We start from the raw sequence: 21,926 nt of genomic DNA on the forward strand, positions 1-21,926 counted from the left end.
TCGGATCATAAAGCCTTTTATGATCCGTTCGGTCTCGCTCAGGAAGCATCAACAGCCAGCACAGCTGACCCAAGGCCGGAGTGACAGCACGCTCATCTAGAAAGCGACGCTGTGTACCCATTGCAGCTGCGTTCTTGGTAATGCCAAAGCATCCGCCAGCGGCACGTTATATTGCAAACGCAGCTTGCTGCCAGGCAAGGGCAGATGCCAGGCCACCAGCATATTCAGGTAACTTGGGCTACGGTCTTCGTGATTCAGAATCGAGTCTTCAAGGTCATCACTGGATAATTCGCTCAGCGCAACATCACTGCCTATCATCTGCCAACGCAGGCCCGCTTCCAATGTGCGTTGTTGCCATGACAAATCCAGATAGGCCCCCCAACTGCGTAAATCCAGCGCCGCACTGGCATCCGTGGTTTGTCCGTCAGCACTACTGAGATCACCTTCTTCCTGTCGCTGCTGATACTCGCCCTGCAACTGCCACACACCCAGGGTGTTTTTCCATTCACTGCTCCAGCCAAGAGCAATATGACTCACTTGACCATCAAAGTATTCGGTCGCCGTTGAGCCATGGGTATGGCTTTCCGAACTGGTGGCAAATAGCTGCATGCCTCGCTGACCAACCTCAGCACCATAGACATCCAGCTTGAACAGGTGTTGCCATTGGCCGTAACGCGTACCGACTTGAGCGGTGATCATGGCAGCACCACCATCATCGGTGGTAGCCATCTGGCTAGTACCCAACACACTGGCGGTAGTTCGCCACTGCCAATGCTCCGACCACTGCCCCTGATAAGCCAACCGGGCTTCGCCTTCTGACCACTCACCACCCCACAATGCCTGATACACCAGAGGTAATTCCGTAAAACGACGAGCATGACTGTGCTGTCGGTTCAACCAACCGATATCCACCAGCTGCTGCCCTGCCCGCATCTCCCAGTTACCAGCTTGATGACCAAGCCAGGCTTCATGCACCTCGGTACTGCTGCTGTGATATGACAACACTGCTCGCCCATACAGATGCTGATCCGGCAATTGGAAAGACCGACCAATATCCACATGCTGCAAGCTGACCCCAGCACTGAGATAATGTGTGTCATAGGGCAAAAAACCGGCAATGACTGGAGAAGACATATTCTGATAGCCCATCATCACATCCAGCTGCCACGGCGTAGCATTATCCCCGCTCTCGCTGGCAGCAGCATGTCCGTGCTGATGACCGCTGTCGGCGACTGCCGGGAGAACCACCAGGCCGGTAACTGCCATAACGCAGCAGATATTATTCAAACGGGTTGGAAAAACGCTCATCGCTAATAAATTCCTGGTCAGTCAGGCTGTGAAGAAAATTGATCAGATCTGTTTTGTCATCGTCCGACAGGTCAAATCCGCTGACAAAACTGCTTTTATACGGGTTATCACGTCCATCTCCGCTGTACTCACCAGAGGTGATATTACGTCCACCATCAGCATAAAATTCCAGAACTTCTTCCAGTGTTTCCATGGAACCGTCGTGCATATAAGGCGCTGTCAGCTCGATATTGCGTAGCGTCGGTGGCCGGAAAGCACCCATATCATTCCAGTCCCCGGTAACCTGATATTTGCCGGTATTGTCCTCAGGGTAACTGCCCTGATTATCGATATTGTACAAACCGGTATTAAAAAATGGTCGTTCCGGAAAGCGGGTATTGGTGGTAATGGTTGAACTGGAGAAATTGAAACCATTATGGCAGTGGAAACATTCCAGCTCTTCCGAGAAGAACAGGGTCTCTCCCCGACGAGCCGAATCGGACAGCTCATTATTGTCGTAAGGTGAGCGGTCAGACACCATCGTCCGGGTAAAAGAAGCCAATGCGTAGGTTATATTGGTCAGGGTAAAGGGGTCGCTTTCCGATGGAAAGGCATCGGCAAACAGGGTCTGGTAGTCTTCATCATTACGGAAGCGATCCAGCACTTCCGTCAGGTTGGCGTCGTTAATCCCCAACTCTTCCGGTGTATCACCCGTCAGAGGAATAGCCAGTTGCAGCTCGATACTGGTAAAAATCGAGTTCCACCAGGTGTAGGTGCCGTTGTACGCCACGTTCGTCAAGGTCTGGGAATTACGCACCAGATCATCACCGGTCGATCCGGTCGGTACGACCTTGCCATCCGTAAAGGCCAGTTCCTGAAAGTGACAGCTTTCACAACTCTGGGTCTGGTTGCCCGACAGTCGGGTATCGTAAAACAAATAACGTCCAAGGGTGATCTTGGCATCCGTCAGTGGGTTGTCATCCGGAATCGCGGGCAGCACAAAGCCACCCTCACTGCTGAGCTGCAGCAGGGTAACCCCTTCGGCTTCCTGCTCCAGCTGCAGATCAAAATCGGATGACTGGCAACCCACCAGAAGTAGCCCACAGGCTCCCAGCACCCCGGCATACCAATGACTCAGTGCCATTTATTCAACCGTAACCCAGGTTTGTGAATCACAGTCATCATCCAGGCATTGGCCCGTGGTGACATCCAGCCCCAGATTGGTGAAGATCTCGGCACACTCAGGGTCGGTAGCGCTCGACATACAGCCCGTTGCACCACCTTCATCGGTTGTGATATCCGAGTCAGCAACCAGCGCAGCATAATCAAAGTTGATGGTGCTGCTTGCCAGCGTCACATTCGAAAAGGTGTAGGTCGGGCGGTTGGGACGTGAGTCGGTACAATCCAGATTGTCGTTATTTTCATCCAGTGTGCACCCTGTGGTACCCAGGTGAATATTCCAGTCAACCACATCCAGGCGGGCATGTTTGTAGCCGCCAGCCCAACTCCAGTGCAGGCCGCTGATATTCAGTGGTGAAACCGCTGTGTCACTATCCAGGTGGTTCAAATCTTCTGGTACACCCACGGTAAAGCGCACCCGGCTATAGTCGGCTTCAGGAGCTGTCCCTGTGATCACACTGTTCATGGCAGTGGTGGATGAAGTACAGGTATCACTACCATCTTCAAAGTCCAGCAGAGCTACGTTTTCATACTGCCAGTCACTGCTATCCAGCGTCAGGCTGACAAACTCACCATCGTCAGTCGCGACTTGAACATCCGAGACATACAAACGGAAATCCTTGATTGAAGGCAGGCTGCCATTACCATCATCTGCGGTACCAACCAGAGTTGTATGCTCCCCACACGCCATCTCTTCAGCACCGACTGACGCCGAAAACTGCAAGCTGTAGCTGACGGTCTCGGCACTGGCGTCCGAGTCGCTATCACTGCTGCTGTCGCTACCGCAACTGGCCAGTAGTACGCTGGTAGCCATAACGCTTAGAGTGGTTAGAAGTCTGGTGCCAGGAGTTGTGGAGATAATGCGCATAAATGTGTCCTTACCGGATAAGATTTATAATTTGGTGCTGGTATGCTCCAGCTGGCAAGCGATAATGCCGGGAGCATCCAAGCAAATCCATACCGTGCGACACTGTGTCACAGCAAGGGAACTTGTGAGCCAAAATGGAATACAGCGCTTTTCACTCGCATAAAGCCATGGGTTATATTCACAATCTCCGGCGATATTGAAACATCATGACTTGATGATACCTATATCTCCTTCTACCCTTATTTACAGAGTCGTCAGCGGGCTGATCAATATCGTGCGCCTCTGCTTTGATATAAACTGTTTTGGTGGCTTTTGCTCGTATTCCAGATTCAATATTTTTTATTTATAAATCGATCAATATATCCGACACCTGGCATCGTACAAGATACAAGCAGCAAGAATTCTGTCGAGATAAAATCAAGCCGTATGTATCTTCGATCGGCAATGGCAAATTGATGCTGTTATCCAGCCTCCGGGCTCACACTGGATTATCAATATCGATAAATGTGACCTTGATACCCAACTCGGCTTCCAGCTGCTGCCCCAGCGCCAGCACACCATAACGCTCGGTGGCATGATGACCGGCACTGTAGAAATGGGTACCGGTTTCCCGTGCCAGATGCACCGCCGGTTCGTTGATTTCACCGGTAATATAAGCGTCAACACCGGCATCGATGGCCAGCTGCAAATACCCCTCGGCACCACCGGTACACCAGGCAACGGTTTCGATGATGTCTTCATCTTCGCCAATATGTAACGGTGTCCGATCCAGACATTCGCCAATCCACTGGGAAAATTCACTGGCAGCCATCGGCTTGGGTAGATGACCGATCAGACCCGGCGTGGCGGTATCCAGCGGATCAATAGGGCCAGTAATGGTCAGTTCCAGTATATCGGCCAGCTGAGTGTTATTACCCAGTTCCGGGTGAATATCCAGCGGCAAGTGATAAGCCAGCAGGTTGATATCATGGGCCAGCAAGGCTTTCAGTCGTTCGCGTTTGATACCGGTTATGCAGGCATTTTCGCCTTTCCAGAAGTAACCATGATGCACCAGCAAGGTATCTGCACCGAGTGCAATGGCCTCATCGATCAATGCCTGATTGGCCGTTACGCCGGTAACGATATGTCGGATACGATCCCGGCCTTCGACTTGCAGACCATTTGGGCAATAATCCCGAATGTGGCGGTTTTGCAACAATTGGTTCAGATACGTCAGCAGTTGCTGGCGTTCAATTACGCCATCGAACATGATGCACCTCACTTATTTCTGTTAAATTTGTTAGCCAGCAATAATAGCGCTGATTGTTTGAACCTGCGGCTTGCTCGCAACCCCGTGGAGACTTGCTTACATGCCTCGATATTCTTTTGTCCACACCATGCTGGTGCCATCACTGGTCGGCCTGTGTGTTGCCCTGATGATTCTGCTTTGGGCCCCACAATGGGTAACCAGTACAGCGCGTGAGTCAGGACAACCAGCCGCCGCCATTCAACACAGTGCCCAATCATCCACCGGCATGGCCACCAGTTATGCCGATGCCGTGGAGCGAGCAGCCCCCGCTGTCGTCAACATTTACACCAGCAAGGTAGTCAAACGCAAACAGCACCCTTTGTTTGATGATCCGCTGTTCCAGCGTTTTTTTAATACGACGCCGGAACCTGACGAACGCTTGCAGTCCAGCCTGGGTTCTGGCGTGATCATGACCACCGAGGGTCATATTCTCACCAATAATCATGTTATCAAGGACGCCGACCAGATTGTGGTCGCCCTGCACGATGGCCGCGAAGCCAGTGCCACCCTGATCGGCTCTGATCCAGAAGCCGATCTGGCGATTCTGAAAATCGACATGCCAGATTTACCGATTATCCCGGTCGCTCATGATGAACACCTGCGGGTCGGCGATGTGGTGCTCGCCATTGGTAATCCGTTTGGTGTCGGCCAGACCGTGACACTGGGCATTGTCTCGGCAACCGGTCGTAACCAGCTGGGGCTGAATACCTACGAAAACTATATCCAAACCGATGCCGCCATCAACCCGGGTAACTCCGGTGGTGCACTGATCAATGCCAAAGGTGAGCTGGTCGGTATCAATACCGCGATTTATTCCCAAAGCGGTGGCAGCGAAGGCATTGGTTTTGCAATCCCTGTTGCCGTTGCTCAGCGAGCACTGACGGATATCTCGCAGCACGGTATCGCGATTCGGGGCTGGCTCGGTATCGAAGTCCAGGAAGCAACACCGAAGCTGCTGGATGCCCTGGCATTACCGGAGGCGTTGGAAGGCTTGATAGTGACGGGGATCTATCAGGATGGCCCGGCGGATCTTTCCGGGCTGACGGTCGGCGATATCATCGTCAAGATCAACCAGATGGATACCAAGGACGCCCGCAAGGCGATGAACCAGATTGCCATTCTGCACCCCGGGGACAAAATCCTGCTGGACTTTATTCGTGATGGCAAACTGGCTCAAACCGAAGCGATTGCCGGTCAGCGTGGTACCCAGAACAGCGACGCCATACCGGCTGCTGACTGAGTACCGACCACTGCAACGGCATCAATCCTTGATGCGGTATTCCGCTGAGCGGGCATGGGCAGTAAGAAACTCCCCACGCGCCAGGGTAGAAGCCACTTGACCCAATTCTGAAGCGCCGTCAGCTGAGCACATGATCAGCGAAGAGCGCTTCTGGAAGTCGTACACACCCAGTGGGGATGAAAAGCGCGCCGTGCCCGAAGTCGGCAAGACGTGGTTTGGCCCTGCGCAATAATCCCCCAGCGCTTCTGCGGTGTAACGACCCATAAAGATAGCCCCCGCATGCCGAACTGACGGCAGCCAGGCTTCCGGGTCAGCCACCGACAATTCCAGATGCTCTGGTGCAATGCGGTTGATAATGGCCACGGCATCGTCTTCGGAGCTGGCATGAATCAGTGCGCCACGGTTGGTCAGAGAGGTACGGATAATATCGGCCCGCTCCATGGTCGGCAGCAACGTGTTGATGCTGGCAGTCACCTGATCAAGGAAATCGCTATCGGTAGATACCAGAATCGATTGGGCATCTTCGTCGTGCTCTGCCTGCGAGAACAGATCCATGGCAATCCAGTCCGGATTGGTTCCACCATCACAGACCACCAGGATTTCTGACGGCCCGGCAATCATGTCGATACCGACCTGACCAAACACCATACGTTTGGCGGTGGCGACATAAATATTGCCCGGCCCAACAATCTTGTCCACGCCAGGGACGGTCTCGGTGCCATAGGCCAACGCAGCGACAGCCTGGGCGCCACCAATGGTAAAGACACGGGACACACCCGCCGCCGCCGCCGCCGCCAGCACCAGCTGGTTCAGTTCACCGTCGGGAGTTGGTACCACCATGATGATTTCCTGCACTTCCGCCACGTGGGCCGGAATCGCATTCATCAACACCGAGGACGGATAGGCCGCCTTGCCGCCGGGAACGTAGATACCAACACGATCCATCGGAGTGATTTTCTGACCCAGTACCGTGCCGTCGGTTTCGCTGTAACGCCAGGAATCCTGCTTCTGGTGTTCGTGGTAAGCCCGGACACGTTCCGCGGCGGCCAACAAGGCGCTGCGCTGGTCGTCGGGCAGGCCGTCCAGAGCGGTTTGCAACTGCTCCTGGCTCAATTCCAGATCGGCCATGGCGGTAACGTCCATGCGATCAAACTTGTTGGTGTATTCAATGACGGCGGCATCACCACGACGACGCACATCGTTAACGATGTCGGTAACAGCCTGCTGGACGCCGGTATCGGATACCGATTCCCACGACAACAGCGCATCCATCTGGCTGGCAAAATCGTCCTGCGCAGAGCTGAATCGACGAATAGATAAGGTCATGCGGTTCTCCCCGGTTATTTGGCTTGCTGCTGTTGACGCTCAACCGCTGCGCCAATCAAATCGATAATGGGTTGAATCTGGGCATGTTTTACTTTCATCGCCGCACGGCTGGCAACCAGTCGTGAACTGACCGGTGCAATCAGATCACGTGCTTCCAGACCATTGGCCTTGAGGGTGTTACCCGTATCAACAATATCCACAATCAGATCGGCCAGCCCCATAATCGGAGCCAGCTCCATACCACCATACAGCTTGATAATATCGACCTGGCGCCCTTGCTCAGCAAAATAACGCTTGGTGACATTAACAAATTTGGTCGCTACCTTGAGTCGCCCTTCGGGTAGCTCGGTTCCCTTGATGGCGGCGGTCATCAAGCGACAAGTCGCAATATTCAAATCCAGCGGCTCACACAGATTGTCGCTGTTGTATTCCATCAGCACATCCTTGCCGGAGACACCCAGATCCGCGGCACCGTATTCCACATAAGTCGGCACGTCCGTCGCACGAATAACCACCAGCTTGATATGCGGATGATTGGTATCAAAGATCAGCTTGCGGCTTTTTTGAATATCTTCCGCCGGATGAATACCTGCCTCGGCCAGCAATGGCAGAGTGTCATCCAGAATGCGTCCCTTGGAGAGTGCAATGGTAAGCGGTTGGGTCATGATGTCCTCAATCTAGTGTGATGTGCCTGTCAGCCGGAAATTCGACGGATATGGGCACCCAGCTGCTGAAATTTTTCTTCGATGCATTCGTAACCACGGTCGATGTGGTAGATGCTGTTGACGTCGGTGGTGCCGTGAGCGACCAGTGCCGCCAGTACCAGCGAGGCCGACGCCCGCAAGTCGGTGGCCATCACCGGAGCACCACTCAGGGTTTCACGACCGGTAATCGTTGCGGTATTGCCTTCGACATGAATGTCCGCCCCCATGCGCACCAGCTCCTGGGCATGCATAAAGCGGTTTTCAAAGACAGTTTCAACAACAGTGCCGACCCCTTCGGCCACGGCATTCAAAACCACAAACTGGGCTTGCATATCGGTGGGGAAAGCCGGGTGTGGTGCGGTACGGATATTCACCGCCTTGGGGCGACGGCCAGTCATATCCAGTTGGATCCAGTCCTCACCCGTAGTGATCTCGGCACCGGCTTCCTGCAGTTTCAGCAGCACCGCATCCAGTAATAACGGATCGGTATGGTGGGTTCTGACACAACCACCGGTAACCGCTGCCGCGACCAGATAGGTGCCGGTTTCGATACGGTCTGGCAAGACATCGAAGCTGCAGCCATGCAAGGTTTCTACACCATCGACGATCAATGTCTCACTGCCTGCTCCCTGAATCCTGGCCCCCATGGCAATCAGGCAGTTGGCCAGATCCACCACTTCCGGTTCCCGGGCCGCGTTTGTAATGACGGAGCGCCCGTCCGCCAACACTGCCGCCATCAGGATGTTTTCTGTGCCGGTAACGGTCGGCATATCCAGAAAAATATTCGCTCCGTGCAAGCGGCCACCGGGCACGTGGGCCTTGATGTAACCATCCATCACGTCCACGTGGGCGCCCATTGCTTCCATACCGCGCAAATGCAGGTCGACCGGGCGGCTGCCAATCGCACAGCCTCCGGGTAATGACACCTCGGCTTCCCCATAACGGGCCAGCAATGGCCCAAGTACCAGAATCGATGCTCGCATGGTACGCACCAGGTCGTAGGGAGCGACGCAGCTTTTGATATTGCGACAGTTGGTTTCTACCGACATGTCTTCGTTGATTGCGACCTCAACGCCCATGCAGCCCAATAGCTCCAGCATGGTCGTGATGTCGTGCAGATGAGGCAGGTTGCCAACCCGCATGACGCCTTCGGCTAACAGGGTAGCCGCCAGAATCGGCAGTGCGGAGTTCTTGGCTCCGGAAATCCGGACATCGCCAGACAGCCGATTACCGCCAACAATTTGCAATTTTTCCATGTATTTTCCAAAAATCAGCGCGCAGCATACTCAGCGCTGGTGAAAGTACGGATGGTCACTGCGTGCAGTGAGCCAGCGGCGATCAGAGGGTTCAACACCTGGTAAACCACTTGTTGGCGTTTGACTGCGTTAAGGCCTTCAAAATGATCACCGACTCCTTCAACCAGATATTGATAGCCATCGCCATCAACATGCCATTGAATATCGGGCAATTGGGTATTCAACAAGGTCAGAATCTCGGATATTGCAGACGGCGCCATAACACTCCACCAGTCAGGGAATTGGAAAGCGGGGAATGATAGCGGATTTAGAGGGCCAGAATAAGTGGAAGGGGGAACCTCCAGCGATATTCGGCCATAGTTAGTGTGCCGTGTTCACTATTTCTGGCGGACTTTGTAACCCAGCCCACCACTCCAGACACGTTCACCAGGATGCCGTCGTTATGCTTCGGCCACCAGAATCTCAGCAAACAGCCCTTCGAGATCACTGATTCGCAGAATCGGCAGTAAACGTTCCGGTACCGCACGGACAGTCATGCTGACATCCGCCTGCTGTGCCGTTCTCATCCAATCGAGCAATAACGCCACCGCGGCACTGGAAACCCGATCGACATCGGCCATATCCAGACACCACTCACCACCGCTACGGCGGATCATGTCACGCCCTGGCTCCATCAGCTCGACCACGGTGGAGGCTAGCAAGTCTCCACCAATACAGGCCAGGCTGGCTGATACTGCGTCAAGTCGGGTCATGATTGCGTACCATTTATCACGGCGCGTTTACGCAGCTCGCGGCCCTGTTCTTGTAAATCATCAATCCACTGTTCAATCGCGGCACCGATATTGCCGTTTTTATCGTCAACCAACTGGGTGAACTGCTCATTGAATAACTGGCCGATATTAATGCCATTCACAATCACGTTTTGCGCTTTCCAGGAGTAGGCGGAAAGGTCGTAATACATGCTTTGGGTAATCGGGAATATCCGACCACTGGGAGTGATTACTTCAAGATCGACCAGGGTGTTGGAAGAAGTATGTTCAAAATCCTTGCGCGGAGGCAACATACGCACTTCATAATCGGTAAATTCAATCAGCCCCGTCGCATAAGAACTCAGCAAACTGCGCTTGAAGGCACGGGCAAAACGCTGACGCTGCGCCTTGCTGGCATCGAAGTAATGCCGCCCCATAATCTTGCGAGTCAAACGACGAAAATCCACCATTGGACCCAGTACGTCTTCCAATTCCCAGTAGAACCTGGCGTTGTCACTTTCGTACAAGTCGCGATTGGTGTTGATATTTTCCATAACCCGGGTTGTTACTCTGCGTACCACTTCATGCGCGTGTTCACCCAGTGCTTCCGATTCCAGAGCCTGTACTCCAGACACCGGGGACAGCAAAACCATAGCCATTAATAGCCACCGAATCATGATATTTCCCTCTCTTCATGTAGTGCCAGTTTATTGTTATGTCATGACCTGAAAATGACAGCGACCATCAGATCAAAGCATTTGTCAGCCTTCTTCCGCCTTGCTGAACAGGAAACGTCCGATCAGCTCTTCAAGCACCAGAGCTGACTGGGTATCTTCTATCCAATCGTTTTCTTGCAGATAATCGTCTTCAGCCCCAACAGTCAGGCCAATATACTTCTCGCCCAGCAAACCCGCGGTCAGAATGGCTGCAGAAGTATCGCTGGTCAGGGTACTCATATCCTTGGTGATTTCCATTTCAACCACTGCAGAGTACCATTCCTTATCCAGATAAACCCGGGTAACCCGGCCAATGGTCACACCGGCCATGGATACCTTGGCTCGCTCATTCAGCCCGCCCAGATTTTCAAAACGGGCCTTGATGGTATAGGTATCTCCGGCATCGCTCATCGACAAGCCACTGACGCGGAGAGCCATCAGTACCAGCGCCAGAATACCAATCACCACAAAAGCCCCAACGGTGAGTTCTATAGAACGCTTTTGCATAATTAAACGCCTCCAAACATGACTGCTGTCAGTACAAAATCCAGTCCCAATACCGCCAGCGAGGAAATCACCACCGTCTGGGTTGTTGCCTTACCAATACCTTCAGACGTCGGCATTGATGCGTAGCCTTGATAGACTGCAATCCAGGTCACCACCCAGCCAAATGCAATTGACTTGATCACTCCCTTGATCACATCGTTATAAAATTCAACCGATGCCTGCATATTGCCCCAATAGGCACCTTCATCAATGCCCAGCATATCGATTGCGACAAACGCCCCGCCCCAGATGCCGACGGTGCTGAAAATCACCGCCAACAATGGCATAGAGATAATACCGGCCCACAAACGCGGTGTGATCACGCGTTTCAGCGGGTCAACCCCCATCATTTCCATCGCCGACAGCTGCTCGGTGGCTTTCATCAAGCCGATTTCCGCCGTCAGGGCAGAACCTGCTCGCCCGGCAAACAACAGAGCGGTCACTACCGGTCCCAGCTCGCGCAACAGGGTCAGCGATACCATCGTCCCCAGTGCGGCTTCGGAGCCGAAATCAACCAGAATGGTGTAACCCTGTAGCCCCAGCACCATGCCGACAAAAAAACCGGCCACGGCGATAATGCTCAGCGAGCGTACACCAACAGCAAAAAGCTGACGTATAAGATCGGAAAAATTAGCACTGCCCGGCCCACCCCAGGACAGGGAGTGCCATAACAGCAGCGAAGCGGAACCGAGGGCTTCAATTGAAGACAAGCCTTTGCGGCCCAACAACTGCAATCGCTCAAGCATGCTCAGTTACCTCCTGCCAAAATATCCTCACGATAATCATTTGCCGGATAATGAAACGGCACAGGCCCATCCGGGTCGCCGCTGAGAAACTGCCGAACTTCATCGGAGCCTTCATGTAACAGCTCATTTGGTGAACCGAAGCCAATTACTTTGCCTCCGGATACCAGGCAGAGGTAATCGGCAATGCCACAGCATTCCTCTACATCGTGAGAGACCAGCAAGCTGGTCAAGCCAAGGGCTTTGTTCAGTCCCCTGATCAATTTGACAATCATACCCATCGAAATAGGATCGAGGCCGGTAAAAGGCTCATCGTACATAATCAGTTCCGGATCCATGGCGATGGAACGGGCCAATGCCACACGACGCGCCATACCACCGGACAATTCAGCAGGATTCAAATTACGGGCACCGCGTAAACCAACGGCTTCCAATTTCATCAGTACCAGATCCCGAATCATGGATTCCGGCAAATCAGTGTGAACACGCAAAGGAAATGCGACGTTGTCGAAAACGTTCAGGTCGGTAAACAGAGCACCGGTCTGGAACAACATCCCCATCTTCTGTTTGCGTAATTCGAACAATTGCGGGCGCTTGAGCGTGGTGATTTCCTCCCCCGCCAGCACGATCGAGCCCTGGTCTGGGGTCAATTGTCCGCCGATCAAACGTAACAGGGTTGTTTTCCCGGTACCGCTCGGGCCCATAATAGCCGTCACCTTGCCACGGGGGAAATCAACAGACAGGCCGTCATAGATCAGCCGGTCGCCGCGTGTAAAGACCAGATCACGCACCGAAATGTAGGGTTGCTCAACCACCATGAAAGCGTCCTTTCCCGGGCCGGAAATACGGGATTTAAAGTGAGCGCTAGCATAGCGGATTGATCCTTCAGAACCAACGCCGCTTTTGTGATGTCTTTCACCTGCAACAAAACGCATTGTTCCAATTGCGCCTCTGCGCCCCTCCGGTACAATGCGGCCTCTTCTATCATCAAGTACGTCTGAGCAGAGTCTGTCTGCAGGAGCATCATGATCACAGCACTGGTTGCCGTCTTAATCGGCTTGGTTGTCCTGGTATGGAGTGCCGACAAATTTGTCCTTGGAGCTGCAGCAACAGCTCGCCGCCTTGGCATGTCACCGCTAATGGTGGGGCTGACGATTGTTTCCATTGGCACATCCGCTCCTGAATTGTTTGTCTCTGCCGTCGCAACTCTGGATGGTGTTGGCAACCTGGCTGTGGGTAATGCCCTCGGCTCCAACATCACCAACATTGGCCTGGTACTGGGGATTACGGCGCTGGTCAGCCCGATTCCGCTGAAAAAGAAATTACTGCGCAAAGAGCTGCCACTGTTGTTGCTGGTCAGCATTCTGGCGGGCTTGACACTGGCCGACCTGGAATTGAGTTATGTTGATTCCCTCCTTCTGCTGGCCGGTCTGGTCGCCACCATGTACATCCTGTTCCAGGAGTCCGATGAGAGTGGTGAACCCATTGTCGACGAAGATGAAGCCGCAGAAATTGAATCGCTGCCCACCAAAATGGCTGTTTTCTGGCTCGTCTCCGGACTGGTCTGCCTGATGGCCAGCTCCAAGGCTCTGGTCTGGGGCGCAACCATCATTGCCCATAACTTTGGGGTCAGTGACCTGGTGATTGGTCTGACCATCGTCGCCATTGGCACCAGCCTGCCAGAACTGGCGGCCTCTGTTGCCAGCGCATTGAAAGGACATCACGACATTGCCATCGGTAACGTGATTGGCTCCAACATTTTCAACCTGCTCGCGGTAATGCCAGTGCCTGGCCTGATCGCTACCGTAGCGGTCGAGCCGATGGCTCTGCATCGCGATCTGCCTGTTATGCTGTCATTGACGCTGGCATTGCTGGTGCTGTTTGTACTCAATCGCCGCAGTGGCGTGATGGGACGATTCAGTGGCAGCCTGCTAGGACTGAGTTACCTTGGCTACCTGGCCACTCTGTTTGTAATGACAAGTAATGGATAACAATGAACACTGAATTTGATTTCCTGTCGTCGGCACTACGTACCATAGAACTGGAACAACGTGCGATTCACAACCTGTCCGCCATGCTGGACAACAATTTCAAAACTGCTTGTCAGCTGATGCTGTCCTGCAAAGGCCGGGTTGTTGTGTCAGGCATGGGCAAATCCGGCCATATTGGTCGCAAAATTGCGGCTACACTGGCCAGTACAGGAACCCCGGCATTTTTTGTCCACCCTGGCGAAGCCAGCCATGGGGATATGGGGATGATCACATCCGTCGATGTGGTGATTGCCCTGAGTAACTCCGGCGAAACCGCCGAAGTAACCAGCTTGTTGCCTCTGTTGAAACGTCTGGCAGTGCCCCTGATCAGTATCACCGGTAACCCGCAATCCACCCTGGGCCTTGCCTCGGCTGCTCACCTGAACGCCAGTGTGGATTCTGAAGCCTGCCCGCTGGGCCTGGCGCCTACCTCATCAACCACCAGTGCTCTGGTATTGGGAGACGCCCTGGCAATTGCGTTACTGGAAGCCCGTGGGTTCACGGCAGAAGACTTCGCCTTTTCCCACCCCGGTGGCAGTCTGGGTCGACGCTTGTTATTAAAAGTCGAAGACATCATGCATAGCGGCCGGGAAATTCCGGTCGTCAGACCCGAATCCAGCCTGTCACGCTCCCTGTTGGAAATGACCACCAAGGGTCTCGGTATGACCACCGTACAAACGGCAGCGGGTGAATTGGTGGGTATTTTCACCGATGGCGACCTGCGCCGTACCATTGATCATGGTGTCGATATCCACTCCGCCCTGATTTCAGACCTGATGACCCGCCAGGCCAAAACCATCATCCCCGGTATGCTGGCTGCCGAAGCGTTAAAAATCATGGAAGACGGCAAGATCAATGCCCTGGTCGTTACCGACGGTCAGAATATTTGTGGTGTTGTCACCATGCACGACTTGCTGCGTGCTGGAGTTATCTGATGCGCAAGCGCTATGTGCTGCTGGTCTTGGCAGTGGCCGTTGGCCTCGCCTTGCTGGCGGTAGAGCGCTATACCACTGAGCTGGTCACGGCAGCAACGCCGGTGACCAGTCTTGAACCGGATTATTACGGCAAACAATTACAACACCGTCGTTACGATGCGGATGGCCAGCTACAACAGATGTTATCGGCCGATGGCTCTCGCCATATTCCGTCATTATCGGAAACCCGGCTGGAAAACCCGGTGATTACGACACAAACAGACCCGCAGCAACACTGGCAAGTCAGCGCTCAATCAGGCCGCATTATGGATACCGACAGCCAGGTTGAACTCAGCCAGCAGGTGGAAGTACGCTCTCTGGCCACGGCAGCAGAAAATGCTGATACATTCAGCATCACCACCAGCCTGTTGCTTTACCAGCCCGCATCAGCCACCGCTTCAACCTCTGAACCTGTCATCATTCGTCATGGCAATAACATCACCCATGCAACAGGTATGACGCTGGATATCAAACGCCAACATCTCGACCTTCAAGCACACGTGAGTACCCGGTATGTACAATAAACTGACCGCCCTGCTGTTCTTTGGCAGTGTCTTGGCGACCACGGTCGAGGCTTTGCCTGAAGACTGGCAACAAGAAATGATCATCGAATCCGACCGCGCCGAACTCGATCGCAAGACTGGTATGGTCGTCTACGAAGGCGATGTCGTACTAAAGCAAGGCACACTGACCATCGAGTCCGATCGTCTGACACTGATACTGGATGGCAAGGCGCTCAAACAAGCGATTGCCGAAGGTCAACCGGCTCGCTACCAGCAACAGGTCAGCAGCGACAAACCGATCACCAGAGCAACGGCCAAACGTATTGATTTTTACGCCGACCGCAAGGAAATTGCCTTCAAGGGAGACGCCGCCTTGCGTCAGGAAAACAACCTCTTCAGTGGCGAATTGATCCGTTATGACATTGAACAGGAAACCGTCTCAGCCAGTGGCGCAGAAACATCCGGCAGTGGCACTGGCGGCGCTGACGACAACCAGCGTATTCAAGTGATTATCCAACCCCAGCCCAACACGGACGTACAACCATGAAAACGCTCAAGGCTGAACATCTGGCCAAAAGCTATAACGGCCGCGAAGTCGTCAAGGACGTTTCCCTGGCGGTCAGCAGCGGACAAATTGTCGGCTTGCTGGGCCCTAACGGCGCAGGTAAAACCACTTGTTTCTATATGATTGTCAACTTGGTACAAGCCGACAAGGGGCGTGTCAGTATCGATGATGACGATATCAGCCATCTGCCCATGCACGGCCGCGCCCAGAAAGGCATTGGCTATTTGCCACAAGAAGCGTCGATCTTCCGCAAACTCAGCGTCGAAGACAATATCATGGCCATCATGGAAACCCGGTCAGACCTGAACAAACCCCAACGTCAGCAACAGCTGGAACAGCTACTGGATGAATTTCACATTCAGCACATTCGTACCAGCCTCGGCATGGCCCTGTCTGGTGGCGAGCGACGACGGGTCGAAATAGCCCGCGCCCTGGCCGCCGAACCCTCCTTTATTTTGCTGGATGAACCCTTTGCCGGTGTTGATCCGATCTCGGTCGCTGACATTATGGATATCATTCGTCAACTCAAGGCACGTGGCATCGGCGTACTGATTACTGACCACAACGTCCGCGAAACTCTCGCAATTTGTGAAAAAGCCTATATCGTAGGCGGTGGACACATAATTGCCGAAGGCAGCGCTGATGATGTACTCGCCAACGAACAGGTTCGGGCTATCTACCTTGGTCATGACTTCCATCTTTGAATCTTATCGGCTTGCAGGGCTATGATGCCCAGCGCTGTTTCATTCGCCACCATGAAAAGCATTCCCTGTCTCACAGGCTGGCGTATAATGCACAGACCATGCCGACAACCGATGAATAATAACGCTGTATGAAAGCATCGCTTCAGTTAAAAATGGGTCAGCAGCTGACCATGACCCCTCAGCTGCAACAGGCAATTCGACTGCTGCAATTGTCTACCCTCGATCTGCAACAGGAAATCCAGGAAGCCCTGGACTCCAACCCCATGCTGGAATTCGAAGAGTCCGAGCACGACGACTTCCCGGATGCACAGCAAACCAATGCAGATCAGGAAAGGGAAGTCACCGCAACAGCGGCCACGACCGATGCCGACACCCAGGAACTGGGTGAGCAATGGTCTGATGACAAGATGCCAGATGATCTGCCAGTCGATAGCAACTGGGATGATACGTTCCAGACCACGGCCGGGGTTTCCTCAGGCTCTGGCCCGGTTGGCGATGACGACTTTGATTATGACTCCCGTCATGCCACCACAGACGACCTGCAAGATCATCTTGAATGGCAGCTGAACCTGACTCCCATGAGTGACACCGATCGCGAGATCGCCACCATGCTGATCGACGGGGTTGATGACGATGGCTATCTGCACACCACCATCGACGACATACTCGGTTCAATTGACCCGGAACTGGGTGTTGAAGAAGATGAAATCCAGGCCGTCCTCAAACGCTTGCAACAGTTTGACCCCGCCGGTGTTTTTGCCCGCGACCTGCGTGAATGCCTGATTCTTCAGCTCAACCAGCTACCTGCCGAAACACCCTGGCTGGCAGAAGCCAAATTGGTGATCGGCGACTACATCGCCCTGCTGGGCAGTAAAGATTACCCCACCCTGATGCGCAAAACCCGGCTCAAGGAAGAAGACCTCAAAGCCGTCCTGCGTCTGGTTAAAGAACTCAACCCCAAGCCGGGCGCTGATATCAGCTCCGAGCAGTCAGAATACGTCGTACCGGACGTGATTGTTCGTAATATCCGTGATGAATGGCGTGTTGAGCTTAACCCGGATATCGCCCCCAAGCTGCGTGTCAACTCCGACTACGCCTCACTGGTGCGACGTTCCGACAGCAGTGCCGACAACGCCTTCCTCAAAGACCATTTGCAAGAAGCGCGCTGGTTTATCAAAAGCCTGCAAAGCCGCAACGAAACCCTGCTGAAAGTCGCCACCAAAATTGTCGAGTACCAAATCGACTTCTTTGAACAGGGCGAAGAAGCCATGAAACCTCTGGTATTGCATGATATTGCCGATGCCGTTGGTATGCATGAATCAACCATTTCACGGGTCACCACGCAAAAATTCATGCACACACCTCGTGGTATTTTCGAGCTGAAGTATTTCTTCTCCAGCCACGTCAGTACTGACGCCGGTGGCGAATGTTCATCCACCGCCATTCGCGCCATGATCAAAAAACTGATCAGCGAAGAAAATCCGCGTAAACCCCTGAGTGATAACAAAATTGCCATTGTGCTGGGCGACAAGGGCATTCAGGTTGCACGCCGCACGGTGGCCAAATACCGTGAAGCCATGATGATTCCGCCTTCCAATGAGCGGAAACAATTGATCTGACCGATAGCGTCGATCTCTGTTCGATACAAGCGAGCGATAAGGAGCCGTTTATGAGCATCAATATCAGTGGACACCATGTTGAAGTGACCGAAGCCATGGAAGCATACGTCAAGGAAAAACTGGTTCGTCTTGAGCGTCATGTCGACCCGATTACTTCTGGCCAGATCACACTGACCCTGGAAAAAGGCCGACAACAGGCAGAAGCCACCCTGCATGCCAGTGGTGCTGACTTTCACGCCACCTCAACTCACGACGATATGTATGCCGCCATTGATCTGCTGGCCGACAAACTGGACCGTCAACTCCTGAAACACAAAGAAAAACTGATTGCCCGACAGCACGGGCAAGGTTGACCTATGAGCATTGCGATTGCCGATATTCTACTGCCAGAATGCACCCGTACCGACGTCGCCATTACCAGCAAAAAAAAATTGCTGGAGTTTCTTGCCGGACTGATTGCCGAAAAAGTTGACGGCAGCAGTTCGGACGAAGTGTTTGAACGCCTGCTTGGACGTGAACGTCTGGGCAGTACTGGCATTGGTGAAGGCATCGCAATCCCCCATTGTCGTTTACGGCAATGCGAACAAGCCGTCGGCGTGTTACTTCACTTGCAAGAGGCCATCGATTTTGATGCCATTGACCATCAACCGGTTGACCTCGTATTTGCTTTATTAGTCCCTGAAGAAGCAACGGACGATCATCTGCAAATTCTCGCCACACTGGCGCAAAATTTCAGTCAGAATGATTACCGTCAGCAATTGCGTAGTGCCAGCAGCGATCAGGAACTGTACCAACGAGCGTTGGCCAACCACTAACCAGACCAATACGGAGACCGCATCATGCGCCTGGTTGTGATCAGTGGCCGCTCTGGCTCAGGCAAGTCCAGCGCTTTGGCCGTGCTCGAAGATCTCGGTTTTTATTGCATCGACAACCTGCCGGTTGATCTGTTGCCCGCACTGGCGGATTTACCCTACAGCGCCGAAAAACGCGCCAATGTCGCTGTCAGTGTCGATGTGCGTAATTTGCCCGACGCCATGGAACAGCTGACCCAGGTACTGACCTGCTTACCCGGACAGTATCGCCAGGTCGATATTGTATTTCTGGATGCCACCGAAGAAGTCCTGCTACAACGCTTCAGCTCCACCCGTCGCAAACACCCCCTCACCAATGACAATATCTCATTGGCAGAAGCCATCGAGCGCGAAACCGAATTGCTCGAACCTGTTGCCAACCTGGCTGACTTGACGCTGGATACCACCCGCATGTCAGTCCATGAGCTGCGCAGCCTGATCAAGATGCGAGTAGCCGAGAAAGTCACCCCGGATATGGCCATTCTGTTCCAGTCCTTTGGCTTCAAGCAGGGGATTCCTCTGGATGCCGATTTTGTATTTGATGTCCGCAACCTGCCCAACCCCTACTGGCAACATGAATTACGTCCCCTGACCGGACAGGATCAGGCGATTATCGATTTTTTATCCAGCCAGCCGGAAGTCACCGAACTGTTTGATGACATCCGTACTTACCTGTTGCGCTGGTTACCCCGTTTTGCCGAAAATAACCGCAGCTACCTGACCATTGCCATTGGCTGTACTGGCGGTCAACATCGCTCAGTGTATTTATCAGAACGCCTGACCGCAGCCTTCAAACAAGAATTTGGCAATGTACAGGTACGTCACCGCGAGCTCAGGTCTGCTGCCCATCACAGCCACTGATGCTTATTACCCACAATCCAATCGTTTCGGGAGCCTGGATGGTTAACACGCAAATCACCATCATCAACAAGCTGGGTTTACACGCACGGGCAGCCGCCAAACTGGTATCAACCGCGGCCAGCTACGGCGCAACCATCAAGGTGGGTTATCCAAACCGCATGGTCGATGCCAAAAGTATCATGGCCGTGATGATGCTCGCCGCCAGCAAGGGTACCGATCTTTATATCGAAGCAGAGGGCCAGGATGCCCAGGCAGCACTGGACGCACTCTGCGACCTGATCAATCGTCGCTTTGATGAGGGTGAATAAAAACACCTGACAGCCGTTCGATAGCCGACCTGTTCTTGCCTCCAACAACGGCGGTCAACGACCGCCATATTCCCCAGAACACTTCCTCCAACAATCAAAGTTTCCTATAAAATCAAATCACTAGCGATATCAATGCGAGTAGTTTCAGTATTCCCCGGATAGCCACACTCGGTGATTCAGGCTAGAATCAATCATTCACTCCGTACCGGGGCTTCCATGGCAGAACTCAGCGAAAAGGCCAGATCCAAACTCAACAGCCTGAACGAAGCGCTCGAGTCCGGTGCCATGGCACGCGTACGCCGGATCATCAACTCCGGCCTGGCCCCTGTTGATGTCGCCCACCTGATCGAATCCTCCCCGCCCAAAGCCCGGAAAGTCATCTGGGAGCTGGTCGACAAAGGCATCGAAGGTGAGGTACTGCAATACCTGTCGATCGATATCCAGAGTCAGTTCCTCAGCGACATGAGCGCAGAGCAGGTGGTCGATGCCACCGCTGACCTCGATTCCGATGACATCGCCGATATGCTCCAGCAACTTCCTGAGCAAGTGACCCAGGAAATTCTGAGCTCGATGGACCACCAGGATCGCGCCCGGGTTGAAGCCATTCTGGGCTACCCGGAAGACAGCGCCGGTGGTCTGATGAACACCGACACCATCACGATTCGTCCGGATATTACTCTGGATGTTGTGCTGCGCTATCTGCGTCGTCACCAGTCACTGCCAGACATGACCGACAACCTTCTGGTGGTGAACCGGCAAAACGAATTTATCGGTGCCTTGCCCATCCGCAAACTGTTGGTGAGTGACCCCCAACAAACCGTGCGCGAAGTGATGTCTACCGGCAGGATCATGGTGATCCAGGCAACCCAGCATGAAACGGAAGTCGCCAAGCTGTTTGAACGCCATGATCTGGTATCGGCCCCGGTGGTGGATGCCAATGGCATGCTGCTTGGCCGTATCACCATTGATGACGTGGTGGATGTGATCCGGGAAACCGCCGACCACTCATTAATGAGCATGGCCGGTCTCGACGATGATGAAGACACCTTCGCCCCGGTGCTCAAAACCGCCCGCCGGCGCGCGGTCTGGCTGGGCATCAATCTGATTACCGCCTTTATTGCTTCTGCGGTTATCGGTCTGTTTGACAAGGCCATTGAAGCCGTTGTTGCTTTGGCGGTACTGATGCCGATTGTCGCCAGCATGGGCGGTATTGCCGGCAGCCAGGTACTGACACTGGTGATTCGCGGCCAGGCACTCGGGCATCTCAGTGGTGCCAACTTCCGCTGGCTTTTTCATCGTGAATTATTGGTCGCAGCCCTCAACGGCGGGTTGTGGGCCATCATTATTGCGATTATGGCCTGGGTATGGTTCAACGACATCAAGCTGTCACTGATCATGTCCGCCGCGATTATTATCAATCTGATGGCTGCTGCTGTGGTGGGTGCCGCATTGCCGCAAATTCTCAAGGCCCGTGGTATTGATCCCGCCTTGGCCGGTGGTGTTATCCTGACGACAGTCACCGATGTGGTTGGCTTTATGTCATTCCTCGGACTGGCTACTCTGATTTATATCTAGATGTGCCGGGTATCCTTATGGATCATCCCTTGCA

Annotated in this window: 25 protein-coding genes; 12 read left to right on the forward strand and 13 right to left on the reverse strand. The window is 53.6% G+C overall.

Going from position 1 to position 21,926, the window contains the following annotated elements; genetic code table 11:
- Positions 1-96: 96 nt before the first annotated feature.
- From Q8W32_RS06400 to Q8W32_RS06415, 4 genes are all read right to left on the reverse strand, one after another.
- Positions 97-1,308, reverse strand: a complete 1,212-nt coding sequence (locus tag Q8W32_RS06400; RefSeq protein ID WP_305414194.1) for a hypothetical protein — start codon at positions 1,306-1,308, stop codon at positions 97-99.
- A complete protein-coding gene (locus Q8W32_RS06405; protein WP_303432667.1) occupies positions 1,280-2,431 on the reverse strand; it encodes a methanobactin export MATE transporter MbnM in 1,152 nt (383 codons plus the stop codon). Before Q8W32_RS06405 ends, Q8W32_RS06400 begins: the two co-directional genes overlap by 29 nt.
- Entirely contained in the window at positions 2,432-3,334 is a 903-nt protein-coding gene (locus Q8W32_RS06410) for an MbnP family copper-binding protein (RefSeq protein ID WP_305414195.1), read from the reverse strand.
- Positions 3,335-3,812: 478 nt separating this feature from the next.
- Positions 3,813-4,583: a Nif3-like dinuclear metal center hexameric protein gene (locus tag Q8W32_RS06415; RefSeq protein WP_305414196.1), complete on the reverse strand. Its 771-nt coding sequence runs from the start codon at positions 4,581-4,583 to the stop codon at positions 3,813-3,815.
- A gap of 100 nt (positions 4,584-4,683) precedes the next feature.
- On the opposite strand from Q8W32_RS06415, the gene Q8W32_RS06420 reads away from it, so the two are divergent.
- Positions 4,684-5,862, forward strand: a complete 1,179-nt coding sequence (locus Q8W32_RS06420) for a trypsin-like peptidase domain-containing protein (RefSeq protein WP_305414197.1) — start codon at positions 4,684-4,686, stop codon at positions 5,860-5,862.
- Between the two features lie 21 nt (positions 5,863-5,883).
- On the opposite strand, the gene hisD is transcribed toward Q8W32_RS06420, so the two are convergent.
- From hisD to Q8W32_RS06465, 9 genes are all read right to left on the reverse strand, one after another.
- Positions 5,884-7,188, reverse strand: coding sequence for a histidinol dehydrogenase (gene hisD / locus Q8W32_RS06425; protein ID WP_303432674.1), 1,305 nt, complete (start codon positions 7,186-7,188; stop codon positions 5,884-5,886).
- 14 nt (positions 7,189-7,202) lie between these two features.
- Positions 7,203-7,853 (reverse strand): ATP phosphoribosyltransferase, encoded by a 651-nt coding sequence (hisG, locus tag Q8W32_RS06430; protein WP_303432675.1) that lies wholly within the window; start codon positions 7,851-7,853, stop codon positions 7,203-7,205.
- Positions 7,854-7,882: 29 nt separating this feature from the next.
- Positions 7,883-9,148 carry a UDP-N-acetylglucosamine 1-carboxyvinyltransferase gene (murA, locus tag Q8W32_RS06435; protein WP_303432677.1) on the reverse strand — a complete coding sequence of 422 codons (1,266 nt, stop codon included), beginning with the start codon at positions 9,146-9,148 and terminating at the stop codon, positions 7,883-7,885.
- Between the two features lie 14 nt (positions 9,149-9,162).
- Complete coding sequence (locus Q8W32_RS06440; protein ID WP_303432678.1) at positions 9,163-9,408, reverse strand: BolA family protein; 246 nt, start codon at positions 9,406-9,408, stop codon at positions 9,163-9,165.
- Positions 9,409-9,588: 180 nt separating this feature from the next.
- Positions 9,589-9,900: a lipid asymmetry maintenance protein MlaB gene (locus tag Q8W32_RS06445; protein WP_303432679.1), complete on the reverse strand. Its 312-nt coding sequence runs from the start codon at positions 9,898-9,900 to the stop codon at positions 9,589-9,591.
- Positions 9,897-10,556: a phospholipid-binding protein MlaC gene (locus Q8W32_RS06450; protein WP_303432680.1), complete on the reverse strand. Its 660-nt coding sequence runs from the start codon at positions 10,554-10,556 to the stop codon at positions 9,897-9,899. Before Q8W32_RS06450 ends, Q8W32_RS06445 begins: the two co-directional genes overlap by 4 nt.
- A gap of 102 nt (positions 10,557-10,658) precedes the next feature.
- The gene (mlaD, locus tag Q8W32_RS06455) at positions 10,659-11,120 is read right to left on the reverse strand and encodes an outer membrane lipid asymmetry maintenance protein MlaD (protein ID WP_303432681.1); all 462 of its coding nucleotides are present in this window, start codon (positions 11,118-11,120) and stop codon (positions 10,659-10,661) included.
- 2 nt (positions 11,121-11,122) lie between these two features.
- The gene (gene mlaE, locus Q8W32_RS06460; RefSeq protein WP_305414198.1) at positions 11,123-11,905 is read right to left on the reverse strand and encodes a lipid asymmetry maintenance ABC transporter permease subunit MlaE; all 783 of its coding nucleotides are present in this window, start codon (positions 11,903-11,905) and stop codon (positions 11,123-11,125) included.
- A gap of 2 nt (positions 11,906-11,907) precedes the next feature.
- Positions 11,908-12,720, reverse strand: coding sequence for an ATP-binding cassette domain-containing protein (locus Q8W32_RS06465; protein ID WP_303432683.1), 813 nt, complete (start codon positions 12,718-12,720; stop codon positions 11,908-11,910).
- Positions 12,721-12,927: 207 nt separating this feature from the next.
- Between Q8W32_RS06465 and Q8W32_RS06470 the strand changes: the two genes are divergently transcribed.
- The 11 genes from Q8W32_RS06470 (at position 12,928) to mgtE (ending at position 21,892) form a co-directional block, all read left to right on the forward strand.
- Positions 12,928-13,893, forward strand: coding sequence for a calcium/sodium antiporter (locus Q8W32_RS06470; RefSeq protein WP_303432684.1), 966 nt, complete (start codon positions 12,928-12,930; stop codon positions 13,891-13,893).
- A gap of 2 nt (positions 13,894-13,895) precedes the next feature.
- Positions 13,896-14,867, forward strand: a complete 972-nt coding sequence (locus Q8W32_RS06475) for a KpsF/GutQ family sugar-phosphate isomerase (protein ID WP_303432685.1) — start codon at positions 13,896-13,898, stop codon at positions 14,865-14,867.
- Positions 14,867-15,430 carry an LPS export ABC transporter periplasmic protein LptC gene (gene lptC / locus Q8W32_RS06480; protein ID WP_305414199.1) on the forward strand — a complete coding sequence of 188 codons (564 nt, stop codon included), beginning with the start codon at positions 14,867-14,869 and terminating at the stop codon, positions 15,428-15,430. The genes Q8W32_RS06475 and lptC overlap by 1 nt, the downstream gene beginning before the upstream one ends.
- A complete protein-coding gene (gene lptA, locus Q8W32_RS06485; protein ID WP_305414200.1) occupies positions 15,420-15,956 on the forward strand; it encodes a lipopolysaccharide transport periplasmic protein LptA in 537 nt (178 codons plus the stop codon). Before lptC ends, lptA begins: the two co-directional genes overlap by 11 nt.
- Complete coding sequence (gene lptB, locus Q8W32_RS06490) at positions 15,953-16,678, forward strand: LPS export ABC transporter ATP-binding protein (protein ID WP_303432690.1); 726 nt, start codon at positions 15,953-15,955, stop codon at positions 16,676-16,678. Before lptA ends, lptB begins: the two co-directional genes overlap by 4 nt.
- A 128-nt stretch (positions 16,679-16,806) precedes the next feature.
- Positions 16,807-18,297: an RNA polymerase factor sigma-54 gene (locus Q8W32_RS06495; RefSeq protein WP_303432692.1), complete on the forward strand. Its 1,491-nt coding sequence runs from the start codon at positions 16,807-16,809 to the stop codon at positions 18,295-18,297.
- A 50-nt stretch (positions 18,298-18,347) separates the two neighbouring features.
- A complete protein-coding gene (gene hpf / locus Q8W32_RS06500) occupies positions 18,348-18,650 on the forward strand; it encodes a ribosome hibernation-promoting factor, HPF/YfiA family (protein ID WP_303432694.1) in 303 nt (100 codons plus the stop codon).
- Between the two features lie 3 nt (positions 18,651-18,653).
- Positions 18,654-19,112: a PTS IIA-like nitrogen regulatory protein PtsN gene (gene ptsN / locus Q8W32_RS06505; protein ID WP_303432695.1), complete on the forward strand. Its 459-nt coding sequence runs from the start codon at positions 18,654-18,656 to the stop codon at positions 19,110-19,112.
- 24 nt (positions 19,113-19,136) lie between these two features.
- Positions 19,137-20,009 (forward strand): RNase adapter RapZ, encoded by an 873-nt coding sequence (gene rapZ, locus Q8W32_RS06510; protein ID WP_303432696.1) that lies wholly within the window; start codon positions 19,137-19,139, stop codon positions 20,007-20,009.
- Between the two features lie 38 nt (positions 20,010-20,047).
- On the forward strand, positions 20,048-20,317 hold the full coding sequence (locus Q8W32_RS06515; protein ID WP_303432697.1) for an HPr family phosphocarrier protein: 270 nt from the start codon (positions 20,048-20,050) through the stop codon (positions 20,315-20,317).
- A gap of 216 nt (positions 20,318-20,533) precedes the next feature.
- A complete protein-coding gene (mgtE, locus tag Q8W32_RS06520; RefSeq protein ID WP_303432698.1) occupies positions 20,534-21,892 on the forward strand; it encodes a magnesium transporter in 1,359 nt (452 codons plus the stop codon).
- The last annotated feature ends 34 nt before the right edge of the window (positions 21,893-21,926 follow it).

Source organism: Oceanobacter sp. 3_MG-2023 (genome assembly GCF_030688925.1).
Classification (GTDB): domain Bacteria; phylum Pseudomonadota; class Gammaproteobacteria; order Pseudomonadales; family Oceanobacteraceae; genus Oceanobacter.